The sequence below is a fragment of the Rhizobium sp. C4 genome, from assembly GCF_021026315.1.
Classification (GTDB): Bacteria; Pseudomonadota; Alphaproteobacteria; order Rhizobiales; family Rhizobiaceae; genus Ensifer_A.
This window is the reverse complement of sequence record NZ_JAJNCX010000007.1, coordinates 109,815-135,189: the sequence shown is the minus strand read 5'-3', so window position 1 is coordinate 135,189 and position 25,375 is coordinate 109,815. Positions and strand designations below refer to the sequence as shown.

General features: G+C 61.8%; 24 protein-coding genes. 15 read left to right on the top strand and 9 right to left on the bottom strand.

Annotated elements, in window-relative coordinates; genetic code table 11:
* The first annotated feature begins 40 nt into the window (after nt 1–40).
* The 8 genes from LQK84_RS14050 (at nt 41) to LQK84_RS14015 (ending at nt 7,095) form a co-directional block, all read left to right on the top strand.
* A complete protein-coding gene (locus tag LQK84_RS14050) occupies nt 41–1,861 on the top strand; it encodes a M3 family oligoendopeptidase (protein ID WP_230829357.1) in 1,821 nt (606 codons plus the stop codon).
* Nucleotides 1,861–3,060 (top strand): aminodeoxychorismate synthase component I, encoded by a 1,200-nt coding sequence (locus LQK84_RS14045; protein ID WP_230829356.1) that lies wholly within the window; start codon nt 1,861–1,863, stop codon nt 3,058–3,060. Before LQK84_RS14050 ends, LQK84_RS14045 begins: the two co-directional genes overlap by 1 nt.
* Entirely contained in the window at nt 3,057–3,686 is a 630-nt protein-coding gene (locus LQK84_RS14040; RefSeq protein ID WP_230829355.1) for an aminotransferase class IV family protein, read from the top strand. The genes LQK84_RS14045 and LQK84_RS14040 overlap by 4 nt, the downstream gene beginning before the upstream one ends.
* A 3-nt stretch (nt 3,687–3,689) precedes the next feature.
* Nucleotides 3,690–3,974 (top strand): YciI family protein, encoded by a 285-nt coding sequence (locus LQK84_RS14035; protein ID WP_230829354.1) that lies wholly within the window; start codon nt 3,690–3,692, stop codon nt 3,972–3,974.
* 38 nt (nt 3,975–4,012) lie between these two features.
* Nucleotides 4,013–4,195 carry a type II toxin-antitoxin system HicA family toxin gene (locus LQK84_RS14030; protein ID WP_230829353.1) on the top strand — a complete coding sequence of 61 codons (183 nt, stop codon included), beginning with the start codon at nt 4,013–4,015 and terminating at the stop codon, nt 4,193–4,195.
* 12 nt (nt 4,196–4,207) lie between these two features.
* Nucleotides 4,208–4,606: a type II toxin-antitoxin system HicB family antitoxin gene (locus LQK84_RS14025; RefSeq protein WP_230829352.1), complete on the top strand. Its 399-nt coding sequence runs from the start codon at nt 4,208–4,210 to the stop codon at nt 4,604–4,606.
* Nucleotides 4,607–4,619: 13 nt separating this feature from the next.
* Nucleotides 4,620–5,492: a heme-dependent oxidative N-demethylase family protein gene (locus LQK84_RS14020; RefSeq protein ID WP_230829351.1), complete on the top strand. Its 873-nt coding sequence runs from the start codon at nt 4,620–4,622 to the stop codon at nt 5,490–5,492.
* A 154-nt stretch (nt 5,493–5,646) separates the two neighbouring features.
* On the top strand, nt 5,647–7,095 hold the full coding sequence (locus tag LQK84_RS14015; protein WP_230829350.1) for a homospermidine synthase: 1,449 nt from the start codon (nt 5,647–5,649) through the stop codon (nt 7,093–7,095).
* Here the strand turns inward: LQK84_RS14015 and LQK84_RS14010 are convergent.
* Entirely contained in the window at nt 7,092–7,343 is a 252-nt protein-coding gene (locus LQK84_RS14010; RefSeq protein ID WP_230829349.1) for a hypothetical protein, read from the bottom strand. The two genes, LQK84_RS14015 and LQK84_RS14010, sit on opposite strands and share 4 nt — an antisense overlap.
* On the opposite strand from LQK84_RS14010, the gene omp10 reads away from it, so the two are divergent.
* From omp10 to LQK84_RS13990, 4 genes are all read left to right on the top strand, one after another.
* Nucleotides 7,327–7,698: an outer membrane lipoprotein Omp10 gene (gene omp10 / locus LQK84_RS14005; protein ID WP_230829348.1), complete on the top strand. Its 372-nt coding sequence runs from the start codon at nt 7,327–7,329 to the stop codon at nt 7,696–7,698. The genes LQK84_RS14010 and omp10 overlap by 17 nt on opposite strands.
* Nucleotides 7,699–7,841: 143 nt before the next feature.
* Nucleotides 7,842–8,870: a ferrochelatase gene (hemH, locus tag LQK84_RS14000; RefSeq protein ID WP_230829347.1), complete on the top strand. Its 1,029-nt coding sequence runs from the start codon at nt 7,842–7,844 to the stop codon at nt 8,868–8,870.
* A gap of 330 nt (nt 8,871–9,200) precedes the next feature.
* Nucleotides 9,201–10,214, top strand: a complete 1,014-nt coding sequence (locus LQK84_RS13995) for an SPFH domain-containing protein (protein WP_230829346.1) — start codon at nt 9,201–9,203, stop codon at nt 10,212–10,214.
* A 4-nt stretch (nt 10,215–10,218) separates the two neighbouring features.
* The gene (locus tag LQK84_RS13990; RefSeq protein WP_230829345.1) at nt 10,219–10,677 is read left to right on the top strand and encodes an NfeD family protein; all 459 of its coding nucleotides are present in this window, start codon (nt 10,219–10,221) and stop codon (nt 10,675–10,677) included.
* A 112-nt stretch (nt 10,678–10,789) separates the two neighbouring features.
* On the opposite strand, the gene LQK84_RS13985 is transcribed toward LQK84_RS13990, so the two are convergent.
* Both LQK84_RS13985 and LQK84_RS13980 read right to left on the bottom strand, forming a co-directional pair.
* Nucleotides 10,790–11,542: a hypothetical protein gene (locus LQK84_RS13985; RefSeq protein WP_230829344.1), complete on the bottom strand. Its 753-nt coding sequence runs from the start codon at nt 11,540–11,542 to the stop codon at nt 10,790–10,792.
* A gap of 25 nt (nt 11,543–11,567) precedes the next feature.
* Complete coding sequence (locus tag LQK84_RS13980) at nt 11,568–12,560, bottom strand: KpsF/GutQ family sugar-phosphate isomerase (RefSeq protein WP_230829343.1); 993 nt, start codon at nt 12,558–12,560, stop codon at nt 11,568–11,570.
* A gap of 285 nt (nt 12,561–12,845) precedes the next feature.
* On the opposite strand from LQK84_RS13980, the gene LQK84_RS13975 reads away from it, so the two are divergent.
* Nucleotides 12,846–14,369: an outer membrane beta-barrel protein gene (locus LQK84_RS13975; protein ID WP_230829342.1), complete on the top strand. Its 1,524-nt coding sequence runs from the start codon at nt 12,846–12,848 to the stop codon at nt 14,367–14,369.
* Here LQK84_RS13975 and galU read toward each other — a convergent pair whose 3' ends face one another.
* Complete coding sequence (gene galU, locus LQK84_RS13970) at nt 14,370–15,257, bottom strand: UTP--glucose-1-phosphate uridylyltransferase GalU (protein ID WP_230829341.1); 888 nt, start codon at nt 15,255–15,257, stop codon at nt 14,370–14,372.
* 191 nt (nt 15,258–15,448) lie between these two features.
* On the opposite strand from galU, the gene LQK84_RS13965 reads away from it, so the two are divergent.
* On the top strand, nt 15,449–16,672 hold the full coding sequence (locus LQK84_RS13965) for a lytic murein transglycosylase (protein WP_442966964.1): 1,224 nt from the start codon (nt 15,449–15,451) through the stop codon (nt 16,670–16,672).
* Between the two features lie 78 nt (nt 16,673–16,750).
* Nucleotides 16,751–17,917, top strand: coding sequence for an SGNH/GDSL hydrolase family protein (locus LQK84_RS13960; RefSeq protein ID WP_230829340.1), 1,167 nt, complete (start codon nt 16,751–16,753; stop codon nt 17,915–17,917).
* A 48-nt stretch (nt 17,918–17,965) separates the two neighbouring features.
* Here LQK84_RS13960 and LQK84_RS13955 read toward each other — a convergent pair whose 3' ends face one another.
* The 5 genes from LQK84_RS13955 to gltB all read right to left on the bottom strand — a co-directional run bounded on the left by LQK84_RS13955 (nt 17,966) and on the right by gltB (nt 25,258).
* The gene (locus tag LQK84_RS13955) at nt 17,966–19,420 is read right to left on the bottom strand and encodes a glutamate synthase subunit beta (RefSeq protein WP_230829339.1); all 1,455 of its coding nucleotides are present in this window, start codon (nt 19,418–19,420) and stop codon (nt 17,966–17,968) included.
* Between the two features lie 15 nt (nt 19,421–19,435).
* Complete coding sequence (locus LQK84_RS13950; RefSeq protein WP_230829338.1) at nt 19,436–19,762, bottom strand: heavy metal-binding domain-containing protein; 327 nt, start codon at nt 19,760–19,762, stop codon at nt 19,436–19,438.
* Nucleotides 19,763–19,793: 31 nt separating this feature from the next.
* Complete coding sequence (locus LQK84_RS13945) at nt 19,794–20,192, bottom strand: type II toxin-antitoxin system VapC family toxin (protein ID WP_230829337.1); 399 nt, start codon at nt 20,190–20,192, stop codon at nt 19,794–19,796.
* The gene (locus LQK84_RS13940; RefSeq protein WP_230829336.1) at nt 20,189–20,464 is read right to left on the bottom strand and encodes an antitoxin; all 276 of its coding nucleotides are present in this window, start codon (nt 20,462–20,464) and stop codon (nt 20,189–20,191) included. The genes LQK84_RS13945 and LQK84_RS13940 overlap by 4 nt, the downstream gene beginning before the upstream one ends.
* A 66-nt stretch (nt 20,465–20,530) precedes the next feature.
* Entirely contained in the window at nt 20,531–25,258 is a 4,728-nt protein-coding gene (gene gltB / locus LQK84_RS13935) for a glutamate synthase large subunit (protein ID WP_230829335.1), read from the bottom strand.
* Nucleotides 25,259–25,375 lie beyond the last annotated feature (117 nt).

The following is a 25,375-nucleotide window of genomic DNA, read 5'->3' as shown; positions in this document are numbered from 1 at the left end:
GCTGAACCGGACCTTCGAACGCGCAGGAAACCTCGTTTCAATGAGTGCAACGACGGGAGCCGCGATCAAGCCGGAACTGGGCGATCTGCCTTCCTGGAACCTCACCGATCTCTTCCCCTCGAAGGACAGCCCGGAATTCAAGGCAGCGCTTGAAAAGGCAACGCAGGACTCGCTGGCCTTCGAAACCCGCTGGAAGGACAAGCTGGCAGACGCCGCCACGAAATCCGGCGATGCCGGTCTGGGTGCCGCGATCCGCGATTATGATGCGCTGGACGATATCCTCGGCCGCATCGCCTCCTTCGCAGGGCTGACCTATTTCTCCAACACCGCCGATCCGGCCAACGGCAAGCTTTACGGAGACGTACAGGCCAAGCTGACCGATCTCGGCAGCCACCTTCTCTTCTTCACGCTGGAACTGAACCGCGTGGACGATGCGGCAATTGAACAGGCCATCGCCAACGATCCACTGGCCGGCCATTACGCGCCCTGGATCCGCGATCTGCGCAAGGAAAAGCCGCACCAGCTGGAAGACCGCATCGAACAGCTCTTCATGGAAAAGTCGATGACGGGGGCTGCCGCCTTCAACCGTCTCTTCGACGAGACCATGGCAACGCTGACCTTCGACGTTGACGGCGAAACGCTTGGCCTTGAGGCGACGCTGAGCCTCCTGCAGAGCGGCGACCCGAAGAAGCGCGAAAGTGCAGCCCGGGCGCTCGCCGCCACCTTCGCCGCCAATATCCGCACCTTCACGTTGATCACCAACACGCTCGCCAAGGACAGGGAAATTTCCGACCGCTGGCACAAGTTCGAAGACATTGCCGACAGCCGGCATCTCGCGAACCGCGTCGAACGCGAAGTGGTCGATGCACTGGCCGCCGCCGTCAAGCAAGCCTATCCGCGCCTGTCGCATCGCTATTATGCGATGAAGGCGAAATGGCTCGGCATGGAAAAGATGAACTTCTGGGACCGCAACGCGCCGCTCCCCGAAACGCCGGATGCCACGATCTCCTGGGACGAGGCGCGCGAAACCGTTCTCTCCGCCTATGGCGCCTTCTCGCCCGACATGGCCGGCATCGCGAAGACCTTCTTCGACCGTAACTGGATTGACGCGCCGGTCCGCCCCGGCAAGGCCCCGGGCGCCTTTGCGCATCCGACAGTGCCCTCGGCGCATCCCTATGTCCTCGTCAACTATATGGGCAAGCCGCGCGACGTGATGACGCTGGCGCATGAGCTTGGCCATGGCGTGCATCAGGTTCTCGCCGGCGGACAGGGCGCGCTGATGTGCGCAACCCCGCTGACGCTTGCCGAAACCGCCTCCGTCTTCGGCGAAATGCTGACCTTCCGCGCGCTGCTCGACAAGACGACAGACAGCAAAGAACGCAAGGCCATGCTCGCCCAGAAGGTCGAGGACATGATCAACACGGTCGTGCGTCAGATCGCCTTCTACGAATTCGAGCGCAAGGTCCACACCGCCCGCAAGGAGGGTGAACTCACCTCCGACCAGATCGGCGAACTGTGGATGTCGGTGCAGGCCGAAAGCCTCGGCCCGGCGATCGACCTGTCCGGCGGCGGCTACGAGACCTACTGGTCCTATATCCCCCACTTCATCCACTCGCCCTTCTATGTCTACGCCTATGCGTTCGGCGATTGCCTGGTGAACTCGCTCTACGCCGTCTACCAGAACGCGGCCGAAGGCTTCCAGGACAAGTATTTCGCGCTGCTGAAGGCCGGCGGCACGAAGCATCATTCCGAACTTCTCGCCCCCTTCGGCCTCGACGCCTCCGATCCGTCGTTCTGGGGCAAGGGTCTGTCGATGATCGAAGGGCTGATCGATGAGCTGGAGGCGTTAGATAAGGCGTAATGAGCGCCCCATCCGACCCCTTCCTGCTTCTCCGCGACGATCTTGCCGACCGAACGATGCTGTTCGCCCGGCCGCGCGAGATCGTCCGCGTTGACCGCAAGGCGGACTTCTTCGAAGCACTAGAGAGACTGCAGGCTGCACACAAGGCAGGCCACTGGCTTGCCGGTTCTCTCTCCTACGAAGCCGGCCATCTCTTCGAGCCGCGTATCGAGCGTTTGGCGGAAGACGGCGGCGACGTGCCCTATCTCCTCTTCGGCATTTTCGATGCACCCGACACGGGTGCGGCCACCTTCTCCCCTCGGGGAGAAGGTGGCCCGAAGGACCGGATCAGGGGTTCTTCCCTTGCCGGCTCCAACCTCCCCTTCCTGACCTCCCCCCGCGCCCGCTGGAATTTCGAAACCTACCAGTCCCGTTTCGAAACGCTGCACCACCATTTGCGCAAGGGCGACAGCTATCAGGGCAACCTGACCTTCCCGATCGACGCCGAATGGCATGGCGATCCGCTCGACGCCTTCGAAGCGCTCGCCGAACGCCAGCCGGTGAAATACGGCGCGCTGGTCAATCTCGGCGGCCCTGTCATCCTCTCCCGCTCGCCCGAACTCTTCTTCAAGGTAGACGCGGACGGCTGGATCGAGACGCATCCGATGAAAGGCACTGCCGCACGCGGCGCAACGCCGGCGGAGGACGCGGCCATCATCGAAGCCATGAAGGCGGATGAAAAGACACAGGTCGAAAACCGCATAATCGTCGACCTCCTGCGCAACGACATCTCGCGCATCGCGCAAGTCGGCACGCTGTCCGTGCCCAAACTGTTCGACATCGAGACCTATCCGACGCTGCACCAGATGGTCAGCCATGTCCGGGCCAAGCTCCTGCCCGACACGACGCTGACCGACATTTTCGCCGCCCTCTTCCCCTGCGGCTCGATCACCGGCGCGCCGAAAATGTGGACGATGGAAATCCTCCACCGGCTCGAACAGACCCCGCGCGGCGCCTATTGCGGCGCCATCGGCCATATCGCCCCCTCCGGCGAAATGCTCTTCAACGTGGCGATCCGCACGATCACACTCTTCGCTGACGGCAAGGCCACCTTCAACGTCGGCGGCGGCATCGTCTTCGATTCGAAGGCCGAGGACGAGTATGCCGAAGCGCTTCTGAAAGCCCGCTTCGCTGTGGGTGACGAGGAAATCGCAAGGTGACCGACTTCTCCCTTTTTGAGACGATGCGCTACACACCGGGCGAGGGCATCGCCCGGCTGAACCTGCATCTGAAGCGGTTGGAGACCTCGGCACGACGGCTGGGGTTTATCGGCGCGGACAAGGCGGAAGAGACGCTGGCGTCGTACCTTGGAGCACCCGCAAGCCTCCAACGCCTCCGCCTCGAACTCTCCCCCACAGGCGAAATCACCATCACATCAGCCCCCTTCACCCTCCAGCCCGAAGACACCGTCTGGCGCATCGCCATCGCCCAAACCCGCACCGCCTCGACAGACCCGCTAATCCGCTACAAGACAACCCACCGCGCGCTCTACGAAACCGCCCGCGCCGAATTTCCGTCCGACACGATCAACGAAGTCATCCTCCTCAACGAAAAGGGCGAGCTCGCGGAGGGTACGATCACCAATCTCTTCGTGGAAGACGACGAAGGCCGCCTGATGACGCCGCCCATCTCCTCCGGCTGCCTCGCCGGCGTCCTGCGCACCTCGCTGATCTGCGCCCGCAAGGCCTATAACCACCGCCTGCGCCCGGAAGACCTCAAAGGCCGAACCCTCTTCGTCGGCAACTCATTGCGCGGCCTGATCCGTGCGGAACTTATCGGAGAATAGCCCATGTTCATCATCTCGCTCACCTACAAGAAACCGACCGAAGAAGCCGACAAGCACATGGCCGCCCATATGGACTGGCTGAAAGCCCACTATGCAGCCGGCACCTTCATCGCCTCCGGCCGCAAGGTTCCACGCACCGGCGGCGTGATCCTCGCAAGAGGCGCGCGCGCCGAGATCGAAGCGCTCTGCGCCAACGACCCCTTCGCCGTCCACGGCATCGCCGATCTGGACATCATGGAGGTCAATTTCACCACCACGGCGGAAGGCTTCGACGGCTTGAAGGGCTGATCCGGTGTGTATATATTGACACACGCCCGGAGGCGAACTTGGAAACGGACTCGCGCAAGATCATCAAGCGGCTGAAAGCGGAAGGCTTTGAGCTGGTTGCGGTCGCCGGTTCGCATCACAAGTTTCGAAAAGCTGGCAGGACCGTCATCGTGCCGCATCCGAAGAAGGACCTGCCGCTCGGCACCGCCCGCGCGATTGCCAGGCAGGCCGGCTGGATCTGAGGAGTTGAGGACATGACCTGGTATATCGCGCTTGTGCATAAAGACCCCGAAAGCGCCTTTGGCGTCAGCTTCCCGGATTTGCCCTCCGTCTTCTCCGCCGCCGACGACGAGGACGATATCGTGCCGAATGCAATCGAGGCGCTGACACTCTGGGCGGAAGACGAAACACTTCCGCAACCCTCCTCCCACGCCGATATTCTGGCACGCGACGATGTTCGTGCCGAGTTGAAGGAGGGAGCCTTTCTCGTCCGCATCCCGCTGGTGCGGGACGACACGCGCACCGTCCGCGCCAATATCACCATGGAGGCGGGAACGCTCGCCGCCATCGACGCAGCCGCAAAACGCCGTGGGCTGACGCGCTCGGCCTTTCTGGCAAGCGCGGCGCTGAAGGAAATCGAGAAATCCGCCTGAAAGGCACTCTTCGATGCAAAAGCCCCGCTTCACGCCATATGACGGCTCGTCCGAGCCCTTTGCGATCGGGCTGAAACAGATTGCGCCGGAACTCTGGATCGAAACGGATGGCGATCTGGAGCGGTATCTGGCGGAAAAGGATCGGGTTCTCGGCGAAGATCGCGATGCCGTGTTCCAGGCGGTGGACGGTTCGGAAACCGCCCAGTCCGAGGCGCTGACTGTCCTCGTCGCGCATCTGCTCGGCGACCATGCGCCTCACTATTCCCGCAAGGGCGACACGCTCGCCTTCCTCGACCGCCGTGTCGCACTTGACGCAGCAGAGCCCCCGCTTCTCCTTGCCGGCGCGCTTGTCGCCGACGATCTGGTCATTCTAAAAAACCGCGAGGGCGGCTGGCGGGTGGCGGCTGGCACTGTCGCCTTCCCTTCTTCATGGTCGCTCAAGGAGAAGGCCGGCAAGACCATCGGCGAAATCCATGGCCCCGTGCCGGATTTCGAGCCAGGCAGCCGCAATGACGGGCTGATCAACCGCATGTTCGACCGCATCGAGCCCGGCCGTGTGGTGGAGCGCTTCAACTGGTCGATCTATCCGGAAGCAGATCTCGACTGGCCGCCGGAAAAGGGCGCACGGCTTGCCCGCAAGAGTTTCGATCCCGCCTCGAATTTCATCCGCGTCGAGCGCCAGACGCTGCGCAAGCTGCCCGAGACGGGGGCGATGCTGTTCACCATCCGAATCTATCAGGACCCGATCGCCACCGTCACCGCGCGTCCGGAGCTCGCCGCCCAGCTTGCGGCACGGCTGGAGGCCATGAGCGACGCGCAACTCGCCTACAAGGGCATGACGGAGAAGCGCCAGAAGCTCATGACATTTCTGCGAAATATACAGTGAAGACCGGGGTTTCGGCGCGGCCGCCCGGCGGAAGCCTCCGTTTGTACTTTATTGTGACTCGATTATGTGATTAGAGCGCGCACAGGCCTTGATAACGGGGCCCGCCAACCTGTCCTGCATCGTTTGCAGGCCCTTTTTCAGGAGCACGGACCAGATGTCTGACGTTCAATACCCGATCCATGGCGAAATCACCGGCCCGATCGTGATGATCGGCTTCGGCTCGATCGGCCGCGGCACGCTGCCGCTCATCGAACGTCACTTCAAGTTCGACAAGTCGCGCATGGTCGTCATCGACCCGCGTGGCGAAGATGCGCACCTGCTGGAAGAGCGCGGCATCCGCCTCATCAAGGAACATGTCACCAAGGACAATTACAAGGAGCTGCTGAAGCCGCTTCTGACCGAAGGCAAGGGCCAGGGCTTCTGCGTCAACCTGTCGGTCGACACCGGTTCGCTCGACCTTATGAAATTCTGCCGCAAGCTCGACGTGCTCTATATCGACACCGTTGTCGAACCCTGGCTCGGCTTCTATTTCGACAACTCGCTCGGCAACGAAGCGCGCACCAACTATGCGCTGCGCGAAACCGTGCGCAAGGAAAAGGCCAAGAACCCGGGCGGCACGACGGCCGTATCCTGCTGCGGCGCCAACCCCGGCATGGTCTCCTGGTTCGTCAAGCAGGCGCTGGTCAACCTCGCCAAGGACACCGGCACCCAGATCGACGAGCCGGCCGCCGACGACCGCGAAGGCTGGGCCAAGCTCATGCAGACGCTTGGCGTCAAGGGCGTCCACATTGCCGAGCGCGACACGCAGCGCACGATCAACCCGAAGCCGATGAACGTCTTCTGGAACACCTGGTCGGCCGAAGGCTTCATCTCGGAAGGCCTGCAGCCGTCCGAACTCGGCTGGGGCACGCACGAAAAGTGGATGCCTAAGAACGCCAAGAAGCACAAGAAGGGCTGCAAGGCAGCCATCTATCTCGAGCAGCCCGGCGCCAACACCCGCGTGCGCACCTGGTGCCCGACGCCCGGCCCGCAATATGGTTTCCTCGTCACGCATAACGAGTCGATCTCCATCGCTGACTATTTCACCGTGAAGGACAAGGACGGCGAAGCCGAATTCCGCCCGACCTGCCATTACGCCTATCACCCGGCCAATGACGCGGTTCTGTCGCTGCACGAAATGTTCGGCAATGGCGGCCATCAGCAGCCGGTTCTCCACGTTCTCGACGAGAACGAACTGGTCGATGGCGTCGACGAACTCGGCGTGCTGCTCTATGGCCACGAAAAGAACGCCTACTGGTACGGTTCGCGCCTGTCGCTGGACGAAACCCGCCGCATCGCGCCTTATCAGAACGCCACCGGCCTGCAGGTAACCTCTGCCGTTCTCGCCGGCATGGTCTGGGCGCTCGAAAATCCGACGGCCGGCATCGTCGAAGCCGACGAGATGGACTACAAGCGCTGCCTCGACATCCAGCTGCCCTATCTCGGCCCGGTCGAAGGTCACTACACCGACTGGACGCCGCTGGACGGTCGCCCCGGCCTCTTCCCGGAGAAGCTCGACGAAAAGGACCCGTGGCAGTTCAAGAACATCCTCGTTCAGTTCTAAGCCCTGCTTGCGGCCGCTCTGAAATACATAGGATAATATGTAAATTCGCCGCCCCGGTCTTGATTTGACCGGGGCGGCGCTGCAATCTTGACGTGGGACAGGAATCGCATCCAGGGCGCGCCGATCGCAACAATGCAAAAATGCGCGCTGACACGTTTAATTCGCCGGAAAGGCCATAAAGACGCCGCGAGCGTCAGCCTTTCATGGTCCGTGAACATGCCGGAGAATGCCATGAAGAAATCGTCCATCTGCCTTATCCTCGGCTCCAGCCTTGCGCTCGCCGGGTGCATGTCGTCGCCGGCACCGCGTTCGCTGCCGCCGATCCAGCAGCAGCCCACCAGCGTCGAAGGCCAGTGGATCGACCCGAACGGGATCGTATCGAGCTTCCAGGCCGGCACGTTCAGCACCCGGACGACCGACACCAACCAGCTGCTGGCCTCGGGCACCTACACGAGCAGCGCGCCGAAGGTGGTCGAGATCAACATGACCTCGCTGGTCCGCAACACGCAGTCGCGCGTCAATTGCGCCCTCGTCACACCGAACCAGCTCAATTGCACGACCGATTCCGGCGCGCAGTTCTCGCTCGCCCGCAAGGCGATCTGAGCAGCACACAATCCGGTCTGATTTCGGAGAAGCGCGGACAACCATCCGCGCTTTTTTGTCGTATAGCCGCATGCCAGCAATACAAATGGCAACGAATTCGCCTATATGGGCGTGAGAGTATTCGAAAGCGGAAGAGACAGATCATGATGCCTGGCGCCCTGCCTGCCGACCACCCGAAAGTCGCCTTCGGAAAGGTCGGCGTTCTCCTTGTCAATCTCGGCACGCCCGATGGCACCGACAAGGCCTCCATGCGCCGCTATCTGGAAGAATTCCTCACCGACCGCCGCGTCATCGAATGGTCGCGGCTGTTCTGGTATCCAATCCTCTACGGCATCGTGCTCAACCGCCGCCCCGCCAAGGTCGGCAAGGCCTATGAGCTGATCTGGAACAAGGAGCGCAACGAAAGCTTCCTGCGCACCTATACCCGCTCGCAGGGCGAGCTGATGGCCGAGCGCCTGAAGGACCTGCCGAATGTCGTGGTCGACTGGGGCATGCGCTACGGCAACCCGTCGATCGCGTCGCGCATCGAGGCGCTTCAGGCCGCCGGTTGTGAGCGCATCGTGCTCTTCCCGCTCTATCCGCAATATGCCGCCGCCACGACCGCGACCGTCAACGACAAGGCGTTTGAAAAGCTGCAGAAGATGCGCTGGCAGCCGGCGATCCGCACCGTGCCGCCCTATCACGACGAGCCCGCCTATATCGAGGCGCTGGCCAACTCGATCACCGCGCATCTCGCCACGCTCGACTGGGAGCCGGAAGTGGTTCTCGCCTCCTTCCACGGCATCCCGCAATCCTATTTCAAGGCCGGCGACCCCTATCACTGCCAGTGCATGAAGACGGCGCGTCTGGTGCGCGAAAAGCTCGGCTGGACGAAGGAAAAGTTCCGCGTCACCTTCCAGTCCCGTTTCGGCCCGGAAGAATGGCTGCAGCCCTATACCGACAAGACGGTCGAGGAACTGGCGAAGACCGGCACCAAGCGCATCGCCGTCCTCAACCCCGGCTTCGTCTCCGACTGCCTGGAAACGCTGGAAGAAATCGCCGAACAGGCCAAGGAAACCTTCGAGCACAATGGCGGCGAACACTTCACCCATATTCCGTGCCTGAACGACAGCGTGGATGGCATGAACGTGCTGGAAAAGGTGCTGCGGCGGGAGTTGCAGGGCTGGGTTTAAGCGCCCCGTTCTTCCGTCAACCCTCTCTCCTCCGTCATCCCGGCCTTGAGCCGGGATCCGGACGCGCGATGTCCATCGCGCGAAAGGACTCCTTTGTAAGGGTCTTCCCAGCCCGCAGACGCGGGCTGGCTGGATGCCGGATCAGGTCCGGCATGACGGAGTGTGTGGGTTCGGCGTGACCTTGCAAACGCGCCCTCGAAAGCCGTAGGCACACGACCCGGCCAATTTCCCCCACCCCACCTTGAAATAAACATCGCCATTCCCACGTTCTTGATGCAGCATGCGCCGACAACTGCGCGAAGACGCGCGACGCATGCTGGAGGGACTTTCATGGACTTTTCGGGCTCAGACATCACCATCATCGCCATCGTGGTGCTGGCGATCATCTTCCTTTACTCCGGCATCAAGACCGTGCCGCAGGGCTATCGCTACACGGTCGAGCGCTTCGGGCGCTACACGCGCACGCTGGAGCCAGGCCTCAATCTCATCATCCCCTTCATCGACCGCCTCGGCAACAAGATGAACGTGATGGAGCAGGTGCTTGACGTTCCCACCCAGGAAGTCATCACCAAGGACAACGCCTCCGTCTCCGCCGACGCCGTTGCCTTCTATCAGGTGCTCAACGCCGCACAGGCCGCCTATCAGGTCTCCAATCTCCAGCAGGCCATCCTCAATCTGACAATGACCAACATCCGCTCCGTCATGGGGTCTATGGATCTGGACGAACTCCTGTCGAACCGCGAAAAGATCAACGACCGCCTGCTGCATGTCGTCGATGATGCCGCAAGCCCGTGGGGCATCAAGATCACCCGCGTCGAGATCAAGGATATCCAGCCGCCGCGCGACCTCGTGGAGTCCATGGGTCGGCAGATGAAGGCCGAGCGCGAAAAGCGCGCGCAGGTTCTGGAAGCCGAAGGCGCGCGCAACGCGCAGATCCTGCGCGCCGAGGGCGCCAAGCAGGCAGCCGTTCTGGAGGCCGAAGGCCAGCGCCAGTCCGCCTTCCTCAACGCCGAAGCGCGCGAGCGGCAGGCCGAGGCTGAAGCCAAGGCAACCAAGATGGTCTCGGAAGCCATCGCCTCCGGCGACATCCAGGCGATCAACTACTTCGTCGCACAGAAATACACCGAAGCCATGCAGGCGATCGGCTCCGGCCCGAATTCCAAGGTCGTGCTGATGCCCATGGAAGCCTCCGCCCTCGTCGGCTCGCTCGGCGGCATCGGCCAGATTGCCCGCGAAGTCTTCGGCGATCAGGCCGCCCCGGCGCCCCGCCCAGCAGCGCCTGCCGCCCGTCCCCGCAGCACCCCGGTCGTCACGCCGCCTGTCACTCCCACGCGCGAGAGCTAAGGCCATGATCAGCGATCTCGTCGCCCGCGCAGGACCGTGGAGCTGGTGGGTTCTGGGTGTCGTGCTCCTGATCCTGGAAATCGTCGTACCCGGCGTTTTCCTGTTCTGGATCGGCCTTGCCGGGATCGCCACCGGCATCCTCTCACTGATCCTCTGGGGATCAGCGATCTGGCCCTGGCAGGTCCAGGTCGTCACCTTCGTCGTGCTCTCCTTCGTCGCGGTGCTTGTCGGACGTTCGGTCCTCAAGCGCGGCGGGACGGAAAGCGACGAACCCCATCTGAACCAGCGCGGCGAAAGCCTTGTTGGGCGGGTCGTCACCGTGACCGAGGCGATCGAGAACGGGCGTGGACGCGCGAAGATCGGCGACACGACGTGGAGCGTGTCAGGGCCGGATCAGCCGGAGGGTGCGAAGGTGCGGATCGTCAGCGCATCGGGAAGTGAATTGCGGGTGGAGGCGGAATGAGCACGGTAAATCACCGTCAGCGCTAGCGCCCACAGAGCCGGCTTTGTAAAAAATCCACCTAAGACGCGAACACCCAGCCTACTCCGGGGCTGCCGTCAGGCCGATTGCCCAGCTAATGCGCGGCACCGACGGACCAAGACCTCAGTTCATTCCCGACTTTTGAAATGAAAAAGACCGGATCCAGTTTTTCTTCAAAGGCCACGAATTGAATATTCGCATATAAATTCAAGCTCTTATTGACCACGCCCCCGTCACATATTTTTCCAGGCAAATCCATAGGGCATTCAATATAGAATTTATCTTCGCTATCAGTTTCATAATATAGATCGGCTCTTGAAAATGTATTTTCTCCAAAGGCCAGAAATTTCTCTCCGTTTTTCTCTATGTATCGCCCACGAGACAATCGCTCGACTTCATTGATCGGTGTGTTCCGCCTATCGGAATTCTTCTCAAGCGATAGAGGATATATCGTCAATTCGATGAAGCTGTGATCACCGTCGTAGTACTGAGCCTCCCGGACGGACGCAGAGAAGAATTTTCTCGCACCCGGAAGATGGAAACCAGCCTTCACATAGCCCTGCTTCGAGGCAGCATTGACGTACTTGCACCGCTGAAATGGCGTTACCGAAGGCTGCCCATTGGGGTTTTGAATTCGGGGGATCGTCGTATTTTCAAGCGGAATAACAAAAGTTTGCAGCGCTACCGTCACACGAGCAGGCTCGGCGCTTGCATCGGAAAGCTCCCTTGAAAGGCCTGCACAGGGATCGGGTGAACTGTGAGCATAGAACCAGATTTGGGGTCCCAAATAGACGGCAGTCCCTAGAAGCACCCAGCCCATGAGAATCAAGAAGATCGAGCGATCCATCCGCGATCCCCCTTCTCACATTGGGTTAAGCCACGCCGATCCGCAGCAGATCGTGAAATCCCACGATCCCAACGGCCTTGTTGCCTACAGTCACCGGCAGAGCCGAGATATTGTGATCGTTGAGCACGGCCATGGCGGTCATGGCGAGCGTATCGGGACCCACCGTCTTCGGGCCGCGCGTCATGATTTCTTCCACCTTTGTGTCGCGAAGGTTGCGGCTCATGTTGCGGGCCATGTCGCCATTGGTCACGATGCCGACGAGGCAGCCGTCGCCATCGACGACGCCAACGCAGCCGAAGCGCTTTTCTGAAAGCACCATCGCCGCGAAGGGAACCAGCGTGCCGAGCCCAACCAGCGGGATCTCGTCGCCCGTATGCATGATCTCAGACACATGGGTCAGCGACGCGCCGAGCTTGCCGCCCGGATGGAAGGTGCGGAAATCGGAAGCCGAGAAGCCGCGCGCCTCAAGCAGCGCAATCGCCAGCGCATCGCCGATCGAAAGCTGCATCATCGTCGACGTCGTCGGCGCGAGCCCATGCGGACAGGCTTCCTTTTCCTTCGGCAGCAGCAGCACGACATCGGCAGCCCGCGCCAGAGCGGATTTCTCACCCGACGTCACCGAGATCAGCGGGATCGAAAAGCGCCGCGAAAAGGCGATGATGCCCTGCATTTCGGCAGTCTCGCCGCTCCACGACATGGCAAGGATCGCATCGTCACGGGTGATCATGCCGAGATCGCCGTGGTTGGCTTCCGCCGGGTGCACGAAGAAGGACGGCGTGCCGGTCGAGGCGAAGGTGGCGGCGATCTTCGAACCGATATGGCCGCTCTTGCCCACCCCGGTCACGATCACGCGGCCCGTGCTTTCGCCGATCAGCGTGACGGCCTTGGCGAAGGCCTCGCCGAGCGGGCCGTCCATGGCGCGCGCCAGTGCCGCAAGACCGGCCATGCCGGTTTCCACGGTGCGCTTGCCGGCGGCGGTGATGTCTACCCTATCGGTCGTGAACGGCTTGTCGATCATGCTAGCGCGCCTTCTGCGCCCGCCCCTTTTTGACATCCGGAACGCGTCCGGTGTCCGGCGGGAAATATTGCCCTTGCGCCTGCAACCACTGCGACAGGCCCGGGCAAGCGAGGTTCTATATAGTCTCTTCGATGCGCCTGTCAAAATCGCAAGGTTCACAGCACGCCGAGTTCCCAAGAATTAAACTCTTTTTCGACCTCCCGGCCCTCCGCGTCAACCGACTGTTTACCATGTTGAAATAATTTACGGTTTGAAAACAAATCATACTGAAAGCCGCGTCATCACATGCCGACCGAAAATCGCACCCGCCTTCGCCTGCCCGCCCTGACGAGGCTGCTCCTTGCCGGCGCCGCGAGCGTGTTTGCAATCACGGCAGCCAATGCCCAGACCGTTGTCCAGGCAACGGCTACGCAGGATCCGGCAGCAAACGCTGCGGCCCCCGGCGGCAATTTCGGAGACACGTCCTCCACCTTCGCCCTTCGCACCGGCGATACGGCAACGGCAACCGACGACACGGCGCCAGCAATGACCACGCCGGCCCCTGCCCGGACCGCTGCAGCCGCAGGCACCACGACGGCCGCCACCCCCGATCCGGACACGTTCGGCCGCATGAATTTCCGCGAGCCGGCCGACAACACGCGCACCGGCTCCATCGACAATCTGCGGCCCCGCCGCGAGGACATTGATGCGCCGGGCGTGCGCGTCGGCTCGTTCATCATCCGCCCGAGCATTGGCGAAGGCATCGGCGTCGAAAGCACGAAATACGGATCGACGACGACCACCCGCAGTTTCCTGCAGACGACCGGCAAGGCCGACATCATGTCGGACTGGTCGCTGCACCAGCTGAGCATTTCCGCCACGGGCGTCTGGCAGACCAATATCGGCGGCAGCGGCGCAACCAAGCCGACCGCCAGTGTCGACAGCAAGCTGCGGCTGGATGTCGACCGGCTGACCATTGCCAACCTGACCGCCGGCTACAGCTTCGCCCGTGAAAGCTCGACCGATCCCAACTCGATCGTCGGCGCAAGCACCCAGTCGGGCATCCACACGTTCAAGGGCGGCGCAGACGTCACCCGCGAATTCGGCAAGTTCCGCGGCACGGTCGCCGGCACCGTCACGCGCAATGTCTATACCGCCGCGACGCTCGCCGATGGTTCGCTGATGTCGATGAGCGACCGCAACCAGACGACCGTCGGGGGACGCGTCCGCCTTGGCTATGAAATCTCGCCGGCGCTCATTCCCTTCGTGGAAGGCTCGATCGACCGCGCCATCAGCGACCAGACGCTCGACCGCAACGGCTATAACCGCAATGCCAACATCTATGCCGCCAAGGCCGGCGTGCAGCTCGACTTCACGGAAAAGCTGCGCGGCGAAATCGCGGCCGGCTACAAGCAGGTCCGCTACACCGACGCGCGCCTGTCGAAGATCGATGCCTTCACGGTGGACGGAAAGATTGACTGGTCGCCGATCCGCGGCACGGATGTCAACTTGACGCTCGCAACGGGCGTCGATCCGTCGACCACGGCCGGCGTGAGCGGCTCGACCTACTATACGATCAGCACGGCCGTTTCACAGCAGATGATCGACAACCTCGTCGGAACGGTCGGAGCCGGAACGACCTTCCGCCATTTCTCGCCGAACGGTATCGCCTCGGATCAGACCGAGTGGGCGGCGACCGCCGGCCTCAACTGGTCGCTCAGCCGCTATCTGGAACTCGCCGGAACGGTTGCCTGGAACTATACCGACGTGAAGACCGGGACGGATACCCGGTCCTGGAGCGCGATTGCGGAGCTTCGCGTCAAGCGCTGATTATTTCAGCGCTGCCAGAAGGGCCTTGAGGTCACTTTCCACACTGGCACGAATGTCCGGACGGTCGAGTGCATAGGCAACGTTTGCCAACACATAGCCTTCCTTCATCCCGCAGTCGAACGTGCGGCCCTTGAAGCGATAGCCGAAGAATTCCTGCGTCTTGGCAAGCTTCAGCATGCCGTCTGTCAGCTGGATTTCATTGCCGGCGCCGCGTTCCTGCGTCGACAGGATCTCGAAGATTTCCGGCTGCAGAATATAGCGGCCGTTGATGTAGAGGTTCGACGGGGCCGTGCCCTGCGGCGGCTTTTCGACCATGCTGGAAATGCGGAACCCGCCATCCATCTCGGCGCCAACGCCGACAATGCCGTATTTGTGCGCCAGCGCCGGATCGCATTCCTCGACAGCGACGATGTTGCCGCCAGTCTTGGAGAAGAGATCGATCATGCCCTTCATGCAGGCGACCTCGCCCTTCATCAGCATGTCGGGCAAAAGCAGCGCGAAAGGTTCGTGGCCGACGATGTCGCGGGCGCACCAGACGGCGTGGCCCAGGCCAAGCGCTTCCTGCTGGCGCGTGAAGCTCGCGGCACCCGCCGGAAGACGCTGGTCTTCCAGCAGCGAAAGCTCGGCCTTCTTGTTGCGTTCCTTCAGCGTCCGCTCCAGCTCGAACTGGATGTCGAAATAATCCTCGATCGCCGCCTTGTTTCGTCCCGTCACGAACACGAAATGTTCGATACCGGCCTCGATCGCTTCGTCAACCACATACTGGAGAACCGGCTTGTCGACGACTGTGATCATTTCCTTCGGCATGGCCTTGGTGGCAGGCAGCATGCGGGTCCCGAAACCGGCGACAGGAAACACAGCTTTGCGGACTTTATTCGACTGAGTCATGAAGTGGCCTTGTGCAAGAATCATACGAGTTGCAAGCTCTCGATAAGCTTGCATGTTTAAAAAACCAGGATTTGAACCCTCTCTTAAAAACGAGACCTAACAAAAAATCTTCAGCATGGTAAAGAATTTGTTGAGGTCCTGTTTGTAACTTTGTGTGTCTCACCCGGTGTCCCAAACACAGGAGCGATCCAATGAAGCATGCACAAGGCAATTCCATGACATCCGCCATACTTGGTGGAATTACAGCCGTTTTTCTTGCCCTCGCCCCGACGGCAGCCCTGGCTGACGCTCGCTTCGAGAAATGGATTCGCGCCTTTTATCCGGAAGCCGCCCGGGCCGGGATCACCTCCCAGACCTACAACGCTGCCTTTTCCGGCATCACCAGCCCCGATCCGGAGGTGCTGCAGAAAGCCCAGTACCAGCCGGAATTCACCACGCAGATCTGGGACTACCTGGACAGCCGGGTGAACCCCTACACGGTCAAGATGGGCAAGGATGCCGAAGCGAAGAATATGCGTTCGCTTCAGAACATCGAGAAATATTTTGGGGTGGATCGCAATATTCTGGTCGCCATCTGGTCGATGGAATCGAACTATGGCGCCGTGCTGAGCAAGACCGAGAAGCTGCACTATGTGCCCCAGGCCCTTGCAACGCTCGCCTATGCCGATCCCAAGCGCGCCGGCTATGCCAAGAAGCAGCTGATTGCCGCGCTGAAGATCATCCAGGCCGGCGACATCAAGCCGTCCGAGATGACCGGCTCTTGGGCGGGCGCGATGGGCCACACGCAGTTCATCCCGACCAGCTACCTCATCTACGGCATCGATGCCGATGGCAATGGCAAGCGCGACATCTGGCACTCCATCCCCGATGCGCTGGCCACCGCCGCCAATCTCCTGCACAAGAACGGCTGGCAGAACGGCCGCACCTGGGGCTACGAGGTCGTGGCGCCCGGCCGCGCCAGCAGCCTTGCCGGCAAGACGAAAACGATCGCCGAATGGGAAAAGCTCGGCTTCCGCCGCCCCGGCGACCGCGGCATCAAGTTCAAGGATGAGCGCGCGACGCTGAAAATGCCGGCCGGCGACGGCGGTCCTGCCTTCCTGCTGACGAAGAATTTCTACGTCATCAAGCGCTATAACGCCTCCGACAACTATGCGCTCGGCGTCGGCATGCTCGCCGACCAGCTGGGCGGATCCGCCGGCCTCGTCACGAGCTGGCCCCGTCCGGAAGGTGCGCTGGATGCAAAGGAGAAATTCGAAATCCAGTCGCGTCTCAAGGCGCTCGGTTATTACAGCGGCGAGGTTGACGGCAACCTGGGCTCGGGCTCCAAGACGGCCATCGAAGCCTTCATGAAGCGCAAGGGCCTGAGCGGCGAACCCGAACCCTCCAAGACCCTGCTTCAGCATCTGCGGCGTTGATCGCGCAAGCTCTTCCCGTTTGATTGCAAACTGTTCCATGATAAGACATCCGGCACGATGAAACGCGCCGGATTTTTCATGCCCCGATTGACGCCCGCCCGGCTTGCAGCCGCGGTCCTGCTCAGCCTTTTTGCCATAGCTATCTACGGCGGCGGCCCGGCATTGGCGCAGGAAAGACACCGCACCCTCTTCGACCTCCTGTTTGGCAGCCGCAAGGCGCCTGAACAGGCGGCTCCCGCCGCACCGGCCAAGCGCAAGCCCAAACCGAAGCCCAAGTCGTCGTCGATCCTGAACATCGACACGAGCAAGCCCGGCGCGCCCGTGCAGAAGCTCGACACTGCCAAGCATGTGCTGGTCATCGGCGACTTCATGGCCGGCTCCGTGGGCGACGGACTGCTGGATACCTTTGCAGGCGAACCGGGCGTCGTCATCGATGAAAAGACCGACGGCGCATCGGGCCTCGTGCGTAATGATCACCGCGACTGGATCACATCGCTTCCCGGCCTTCTCGATGAAACCAAGGCGGTGGCAGTCGTCGTCGCGCTCGGATCGAACGACCGCCAGAAGATGGTGGTCGACGGCACGCGCGAAGAATTCCATACCCCCAAATGGACCGCCGAATATGAGCGCCGCGTCGCGGAACTCACGTCGCTTGCGACGAAGCGGCAGGTCCCGGTCTTCTGGGTAGGCGCGCCGCCCTTCCAATCCCCCTCGCTGACGGCCGATATCGTGACGATCAACCTCATGCTCCGCCGACAGGTGGAAGCAGCCGGCGGCACGTTCATCGACATCTGGGAAGGCTTTATCGACGCCGACGGCAAGTTCACCGCCACCGGCTCCGGCGTTGACGGCCAGCAGGCCCGCCTGCGCGGCTCGGACGGCGTGAGCCTGACCAAGGCCGGCCGCGCCAAGGCCGCCTTCTATGTGGAAAAGCCGCTGCGCCGCGTCCTCGGCGACACCGCCGCGCCGCTTCCGCCCGGCGTCGCCAATCCGCCGATCTCGGATTACGGCCTGCCCGATCTGGCGATGCCCGCCGCACCGACACCGGCAGCCATCACCCGCACCGAACCAATCAGCATGACCGATCCGTCGCTCGACGGCAGCAACGCACTCGCCGCCCGCATCGCCAGCAACGCGACCGGCCCGCTTGTCGCCCCCAACGCCCGCGACAGGCTCGTCCTGCATGGCGACACCGGCACGCCGCCGGAAGGCCGCGTGGACGACTACAAGATCAGGACAAAATAAAAGCCGCCCCCGAAGGAGCGGCTTCAAATTCTGCGAAACTTGCTGCGATCAGCGCGGCAGGTTGGTCACGCCCATCAGCGACTCGTCGATGGCAGCAGCCGCCTGACGGCCTTCGCGGATCGCCCAGACGACCAGCGACTGGCCGCGACGGACGTCGCCGGCAGCCCACAGCTTGTCGACCGAGGTCTTGTAATCGCGCGTATTGGCAATGACGTTCTGCGAACCGCGCTTGTCGGTCGAAACCGCCATCTTGCCGTCGAGTTCCTTGAGGACGCTGTCGGTGAAGGGACCACGGAAGCCGATGGCGATGAAGGCGAGATCGGCCTTGATGATGAATTCCGTGCCGGCGATCGGCTTGCGCTTCTCGTCAACCTGGACGCACTTCACGCCCGTCAGGATGCCATCTTCGCCGACGAATTCGAGCGTGCCGACCTGGAATTCACGAACCGCGCCTTCAGCCTGCGAAGAGGAGGTACGCATCTTCGTCGCCCAATAGGGCCAGACGGCGAGCTTGTCTTCCTTTTCCGGCGGCTGCGGGCGGATGTCGAGCTGGGTGACGCGAACGGCGCCCTGGCGGAAGGCCGTGCCGACGCAGTCGGACGCGGTATCGCCACCACCGACAACGACGACATGCTTGCCGCCGGCGAGGATTGGATCGGACGGCCAGCCGACGCTGTCGATGTCTTCGCGACCGACGCGGCGGTTCTGCTGCACCAGATAGGGCATGGCATCATGCACGCCGGCGAGATCGGCACCCGGAATGCCCGCTTCACGCGGCGTTTCCGAACCGCCGCAATAAAGCACGGCATCATGCTCGGCAATCAGCTTCTCGGTCGGGATATCGACGCCGATGTTGAAGCCATAATGGAAGGTGACGCCCTCGCCCTGCATCTGCTCGACACGGCGGTCGATGAAGTTCTTCTCCATCTTGAAGTCCGGAATGCCATAGCGCAGCAGGCCACCGGCCTTGGACTCGCGCTCATAGACATGAACCTCATGGCCGGCGCGTGCCAGCTGCTGGGCAGCCGCCATGCCGGACGGGCCGGAGCCGATGACGGCGATGCGCTTGCCGGTCTTCACCGTTGCCGGCTGCGGCACGATATAGCCAAGCTCATAGGCCTTGTCGGCAATCGCCTGTTCCACCGTCTTGATGGTGACGGGCGCGTCTTCAAGGTTCAGCGTGCAGGCTTCCTCGCAAGGCGCGGGGCAGACGCGGCCGGTGAATTCCGGGAAATTGTTGGTCGAGTGGAGGTTGGCGATCGCCTCTTTCCACTTGCCGCTAAAGACGAGGTCGTTCCAGTCCGGGATCTGGTTATGCACCGGGCAGCCGGTATCGCCGTGACAGAAGGGAATGCCGCAATCCATGCAGCGGGCAGCCTGTTTCTGCACTTCCGCATCCGACATGGGGATCGTGAATTCGCGGAAATGACGGATACGATCAGACGCCGTCTGATACTTCGCCACCTGCCGGTCGATTTCCAGAAAACCTGTTACCTTGCCCATATTACTCCCACCTGTTTATCGGACCACAACGGCAGTGCCGGAGGCCGAAACCATCAGCATCGACCCGCTGGAACCGGTCGAAATCGTTTCATAGTCGATGTCGACACCGACAATCGCATTGGCGCCGAGCCGGGACGCTTCGCCCTGCAACTCGGCCAGCGCCGTCTCGCGCGCATCGCGCAGAACCCGCTCGTAAGACCCCGAACGCCCGCCGACAATATCGCGGATGCTCGCGAAGAAGTCGCGAAACACGTTCGTTCCAAGAATTGCCTCGCCGGTGACGATGCCCTTGTAATCGACGATCTCGCGTCCCTCTATCGTGTTCGTCGTCGTGACGATCATTCCAGCGTCCCCTTGGCGGCGCGCGCGGCGCCTATTTCATCCAGTTCTCAACCTTCAGCCCCGGCACCCGGGAAAATTCTCGTTCATTGGCCGTCACCAGCGTTGCGTCGAGCGCAAGCGCATGTGCGGCAATCAGCATGTCCATCTGCCCGATCGGCGTTCCTGCCTTTTCGAGCGCTGCCCTGAGTTCCGCATAAGCTGCGTCCGCAGGCGCCTTGAAGTCCTCGATCACGATCGTCGCCAGCACCTTTTCAAGGTTTGCCGTCAACTTCGCCGACCGTTTTTTCGCCGCCCCGAATTTCAGCTCGCTGGCAACAATGATGCTCGTGCAAACCGCGTCAGATCCAACCGTGGCAATGGCTGATGCCACCTTGTTCACCGGCCCCCGCATCAATTCCGACATGGCATTCGTATCGAGGAGATACCTCATTTGTCGTCAAGCCAGTCAAACACATCAACAGGCTCCGGCGGCGGGTCCTCGATGTCCGGCATCATCTCATCTTCATCCAGCACCTCGAGTTCATCAAGCACTTCGAGAAGCGACTTTTTCCGGACGGGATGGATGATCAGATCGCCATTTTCGGCCTTGCGGATTTCAACGCGCTCTTCTTCGAACTCAAACTCCTTTGGAATGCGGATGGCCCGACTTCTTCCATTGTTGAAAACCTGGGCGATCTTCACGACATCCGACTGATCGTTCATCGCAGCCTCCGTGTCTGTTCAACGTCATATGCCAATGTCATATCACAGAGACGGAGTTGCAACAATTCACTCAGCCGCGACACCCATCTTCATGCGTTCCATGTCCTCAAGCGCACGACGGTATTCGACCGGCATGACCTTGCGGAACTTCGGACGGTAGTCTGCCCAATGGTCGAGGATCGCCTTTGCCCGTGCCGAACCTGTGTAATGCAGGTGGTTGGCAATCAGCTGGTAGAGGCGTTCCTCGTCATGGCGGGTCATGTCGCCGGAAACGTCGACGCGGCCCTTGTGCATGAGGTCGCCGCCATGGTGGTGCAGTTTCTCCAGCATGTCGTCCTCTTCCGGAACCGGCTCGAGCTCGACCATGGCCATGTTGCAACGGCTGGCGAAATCGCCCTCTTCGTCAAGGACATAGGCCACGCCACCGGACATGCCAGCCGCGAAGTTGCGGCCCGTCTTGCCGATGACGACGACGACACCGCCGGTCATGTATTCGCAGCCATGGTCACCCACGCCCTCGACAACGGCAACCGCACCGGAGTTGCGCACGGCGAAGCGTTCGCCGGCCACGCCGTTGAAGTAGCACTCGCCGGCAATCGCGCCATAGAGAACCGTGTTGCCGACGATGATCGAGTCCGCGGCCACGATCTTCGCATTTTCCGGCGGACGCACGATGATCTTGCCGCCCGACAGGCCCTTGCCGACATAGTCGTTACCATCGCCGATGAGACGGAAGGTCACGCCGCGGGCCAGGAAGGCCGCAAACGACTGGCCGGCCGTGCCGCGCAGCGTCACGTCGATCGTGTCATCCTTCAGACCCTTGTGGCCGTAGCGCATCGCGACTTCGCCCGACAGCATCGCGCCGGCGGAACGGTCGACGTTCTTGATCGACACTTCGAAGGCGGTCGGCGTCTTCGATTCCAGAGCCGGCATGGCCTTTTCGATCAGCGTCCGGTCGAGAACATGCTCGATCGGGTGGTGCTGGCGCTCGGTCCAGTAGGTCGCAGCCTTCGGCGCATCGACCTTGTGGAAGATGCGGCTGAAGTCGAGACCCTTGGCCTTCCAGTGTGCGATCAGCGCGTCCTGGCCGAGCATGTCGGTCTGGCCGATGATCTCGTCGAGGCGGGTGAAGCCCATGGAAGCGAGGATTTCGCGCACTTCTTCGGCAACGAAGAAGAAGAAGTTGATGACATGCTCCGGCGCACCCTTGAAGCGCTTGCGCAGAACCGGGTCCTGCGTCGCAACGCCGACCGGGCAGGTGTTGAGATGGCACTTGCGCATCATGATGCAGCCGGCGGCAATCAGCGGCGCGGTCGAGAAGCCGAACTCGTCAGCCCCCAGCAGCGCACCGACGATGACATCGCGGCCGGTTTTGAGACCGCCGTCCACCTGCAGCGCGACACGCGAACGCAGGCCGTTGAGCACCAGCGTCTGGTGCGTTTCGGCAAGGCCGATTTCCCAAGGCGAACCGGCATGCTTCAGCGAGGTGAGCGGCGAAGCGCCCGTGCCGCCGTCATAGCCGGAGATCGTGATATGGTCGGCGCGCGCCTTGGCAACGCCGGCGGCAACCGTGCCGACGCCGACTTCCGAGACGAGCTTGACCGAGATGTCGGCCTTGGGGTTGACGTTCTTCAGGTCGTAGATCAGCTGTGCCAGATCTTCGATCGAATAGATGTCGTGATGCGGCGGCGGCGAGATGAGGCCGACGCCCGGCGTCGAATGACGCGTCTTGGCAATCGTCGCATCCACCTTGTGACCAGGCAGCTGGCCGCCTTCGCCGGGCTTGGCGCCCTGCGCGACCTTGATCTGCAGCACGTCGGCATTGACCAGATATTCGGTCGTCACGCCAAAGCGGCCGGAGGCCACCTGCTTGATCGCCGAGCGCTCCAGCGGCAGCGAGCCGTCGAGCTTCGGCAGATAGCGTTCGGACTCTTCGCCGCCCTCGCCCGTGTTCGACTTGCCGCCGATCTTGTTCATCGCAATGGCGAGCGTCGTATGCGCCTCGCGGCTGATCGAGCCGAAGGACATGGCACCCGTTGCAAAACGCTTGACGATCTCCACAGCCGGCTCGACAGCATCGAGCGCGACCGGCTTGCGGCCGAGCGCTGCGGCATCCTTGATGGTGAAAAGACCGCGGATGGCGTTCATCTTCTGCGTCGAGTCGTTCACAAGCGCGGAGAACTCGCTGAAGCGGTCACGCGAGTTGCCGCGTGCGGCATGCTGCAGCGAGGCAATCGCATCCGGCGTCCAGGCATGGCCTTCGCCACGCTTGCGGAAGGCATATTCGCCGCCGACATCGAGCGTACCGGCAAGGACCGGATCGTTGCCGAAGGCCGATTCGTGGCGATCGACCGTCTCGCGGGCGATCTCTTCAAGGCCAACGCCCTCGATCGTCGTGGCCGTGCCGAAGAAGAACTTCTCGACCAGCTGCGAATTCAGGCCGATGGCATCAAAGATCTGCGCGCCGCAATAGGACTGGTAGGTCGAAATGCCCATCTTGGACATGACCTTCAGAATGCCCTTACCGACCGCCTTGATGTAGCGATACACGACTTCGTCGGCCGAGACTTCCTGCGGGAACTCGCCACGATTGTGCATGTCGATCAGCGTGTCGAAGGCGAGATAGGGGTTGATGGCTTCGGCGCCATAGCCCGCCAGACAGCAGAAGTGGTGCACTTCGCGCGGCTCGCCGGATTCGACGACGAGACCGACCGAGGTGCGAAGCCCCTTGCGGATCAGGTGGTGATGCACGGCAGCCGTTGCCAGCAGCGCCGGGATCGCGATGCGATCCGGCCCGATCTGACGGTCCGACAGGATGATGATGTTGTAGCCGCTGGTGACGGCAGCTTCGGCGCGCTCGCAGAGGCGCTCGATCATCGCCGGCATGCCTTCGGCACCCATCTCGGCTTCATAGGTGAAGTCGAGCGTCTTGGTGTCGAAACGGTCTTCCGTGTGGCCGATGGAGCGGATCTTTTCCAGATCGCCATTGGTCAGGATCGGCTGGCGAACCTCGAGGCGCTTCGCCTTGGACGCGCCCTTGTGGTCGAGAATGTTCGGCCGCGGCCCGATGAAGGAGACGAGGCTCATGACCAGCTCTTCACGGATCGGGTCGATCGGAGGGTTCGTGACCTGCGCGAAGTTCTGCTTGAAATAGGTGTAGAGCAGCTTCGACTTCGACGACATGGCCGAAATCGGCGTATCCGTGCCCATCGAGCCGATGGCTTCCTGACCCGTCGTCGCCATCGGCGACATCAGGATCTTCGTGTCTTCGATCGTGTAACCGAAGGCCTGCTGACGATCGAGTAGCGAGACGTCGCGGCGCAGCGCGCGCGGCTCAACCGGCTTCAGCTCTTCAAGGATGAGCTGCGTGTTGTCGAGCCAGTTGCGGTAAGGATGCGCGTTGGCGAGCGAAGACTTGATCTCCTCGTCCGAGATGATGCGGCCTTCCTGCATGTCGATCAGCAGCATCTTGCCGGGCTGCAGGCGCCACTTGGTGACGATCTTCTCTTCCTCGACCGGCAGAACGCCGGCTTCGGACGCCATGATGACGCGATCGTCGGAGGTGACGATATAGCGGGCCGGACGCAGACCGTTGCGGTCGAGCGTCGCGCCGATCTGGCGACCGTCGGTGAAGGCAACGGCAGCCGGGCCGTCCCACGGCTCCATGAGAGCGGCATGATATTCGTAGAACGCCTTGCGCTCAGGGCTCATGGACTGGTTGCCAGCCCAGGCTTCCGGGATCAGCATCATGACGGCATGCGCCATGGAATAGCCACCGCGCACGAGGAATTCGAGCGCGTTGTCGAAGCATGCCGTGTCCGACTGACCTTCATAGGAGATCGGCCAGAGTTTGGAGATATCCTCGCCGAAGAGCGGCGAGGACACGGAAGCCTGACGCGCCGCCATCCAGTTGACGTTGCCGCGCAGCGTGTTGATTTCGCCGTTGTGGGCGACCATGCGATACGGGTGCGCCAGCTTCCACGACGGGAAGGTGTTGGTCGAGAAGCGCTGGTGCACGAGGCAGACCGCGCTTTCGAAGCGCGGATCTGCCAGGTCCTTGTAATAGGCGCCGACCTGATAGGCCAGGAACATACCCTTATAGACGATGGTCGAGGACGACAGCGAAACCGGATAGAAATCGCGGTTTTCCTGCCCGCCGCCTTCGTTATAGATGCGGTTGGAGATCACCTTGCGCAGAAGGAAAAGGCTGCGTTCGAACTCGACAGCCGAGGCAACGCCCGAACCCATGCCGATGAACACCTGCACATGGTGCGGCTCGGTCGCGGCAATGTCGGGAGCCTTGGAGAGCGAGGAATTATCGACCGGCACGTCGCGGAAGCCGAGAAGCACCTGCCCCTCTTCCGCAATCACCTCACCGATGACCTTCTTGAAATGCGCGATCTGGTCGCCCTCGCGCGGCATGAAGATGTGGCCGACGGCATATTCGCCCGCCTTCGGCAGCGTAACGCCCTGGCTTGCCATCTCCTCGCGGAAGAAGCGATCCGGGATCTGCACCAGAATGCCGGCGCCGTCACCCATCAGAGGGTCAGCACCGACAGCACCGCGGTGCGTCAGGTTTTCCAGCATGAACAGACCGTCCTTGACGATCTGATGCGACTTCACGCCCTTCATATGGGCGACGAAGCCGACGCCGCAGGCATCGTGCTCGTTCTTCGGGTCGTAGAGACCCTGGGCATCCGGCAGTTTTCGGGCGAAGGCGCGGGTTTTCGTGGCCGTGGTCTCACCAGCCGCGATTTCAACACCCATGACCTGAGATGGCGACAAATCCGTCATCGTCCTTCCTCCAAAACCGGTCCGCACGCGCGGACGCCCTTGTTCATTCCCTTGATGCAGCAAGCCGCCGCAACCCTCGAAGATTGAGCATCCCGCAGCCTCGCCTGCCCCGTCATC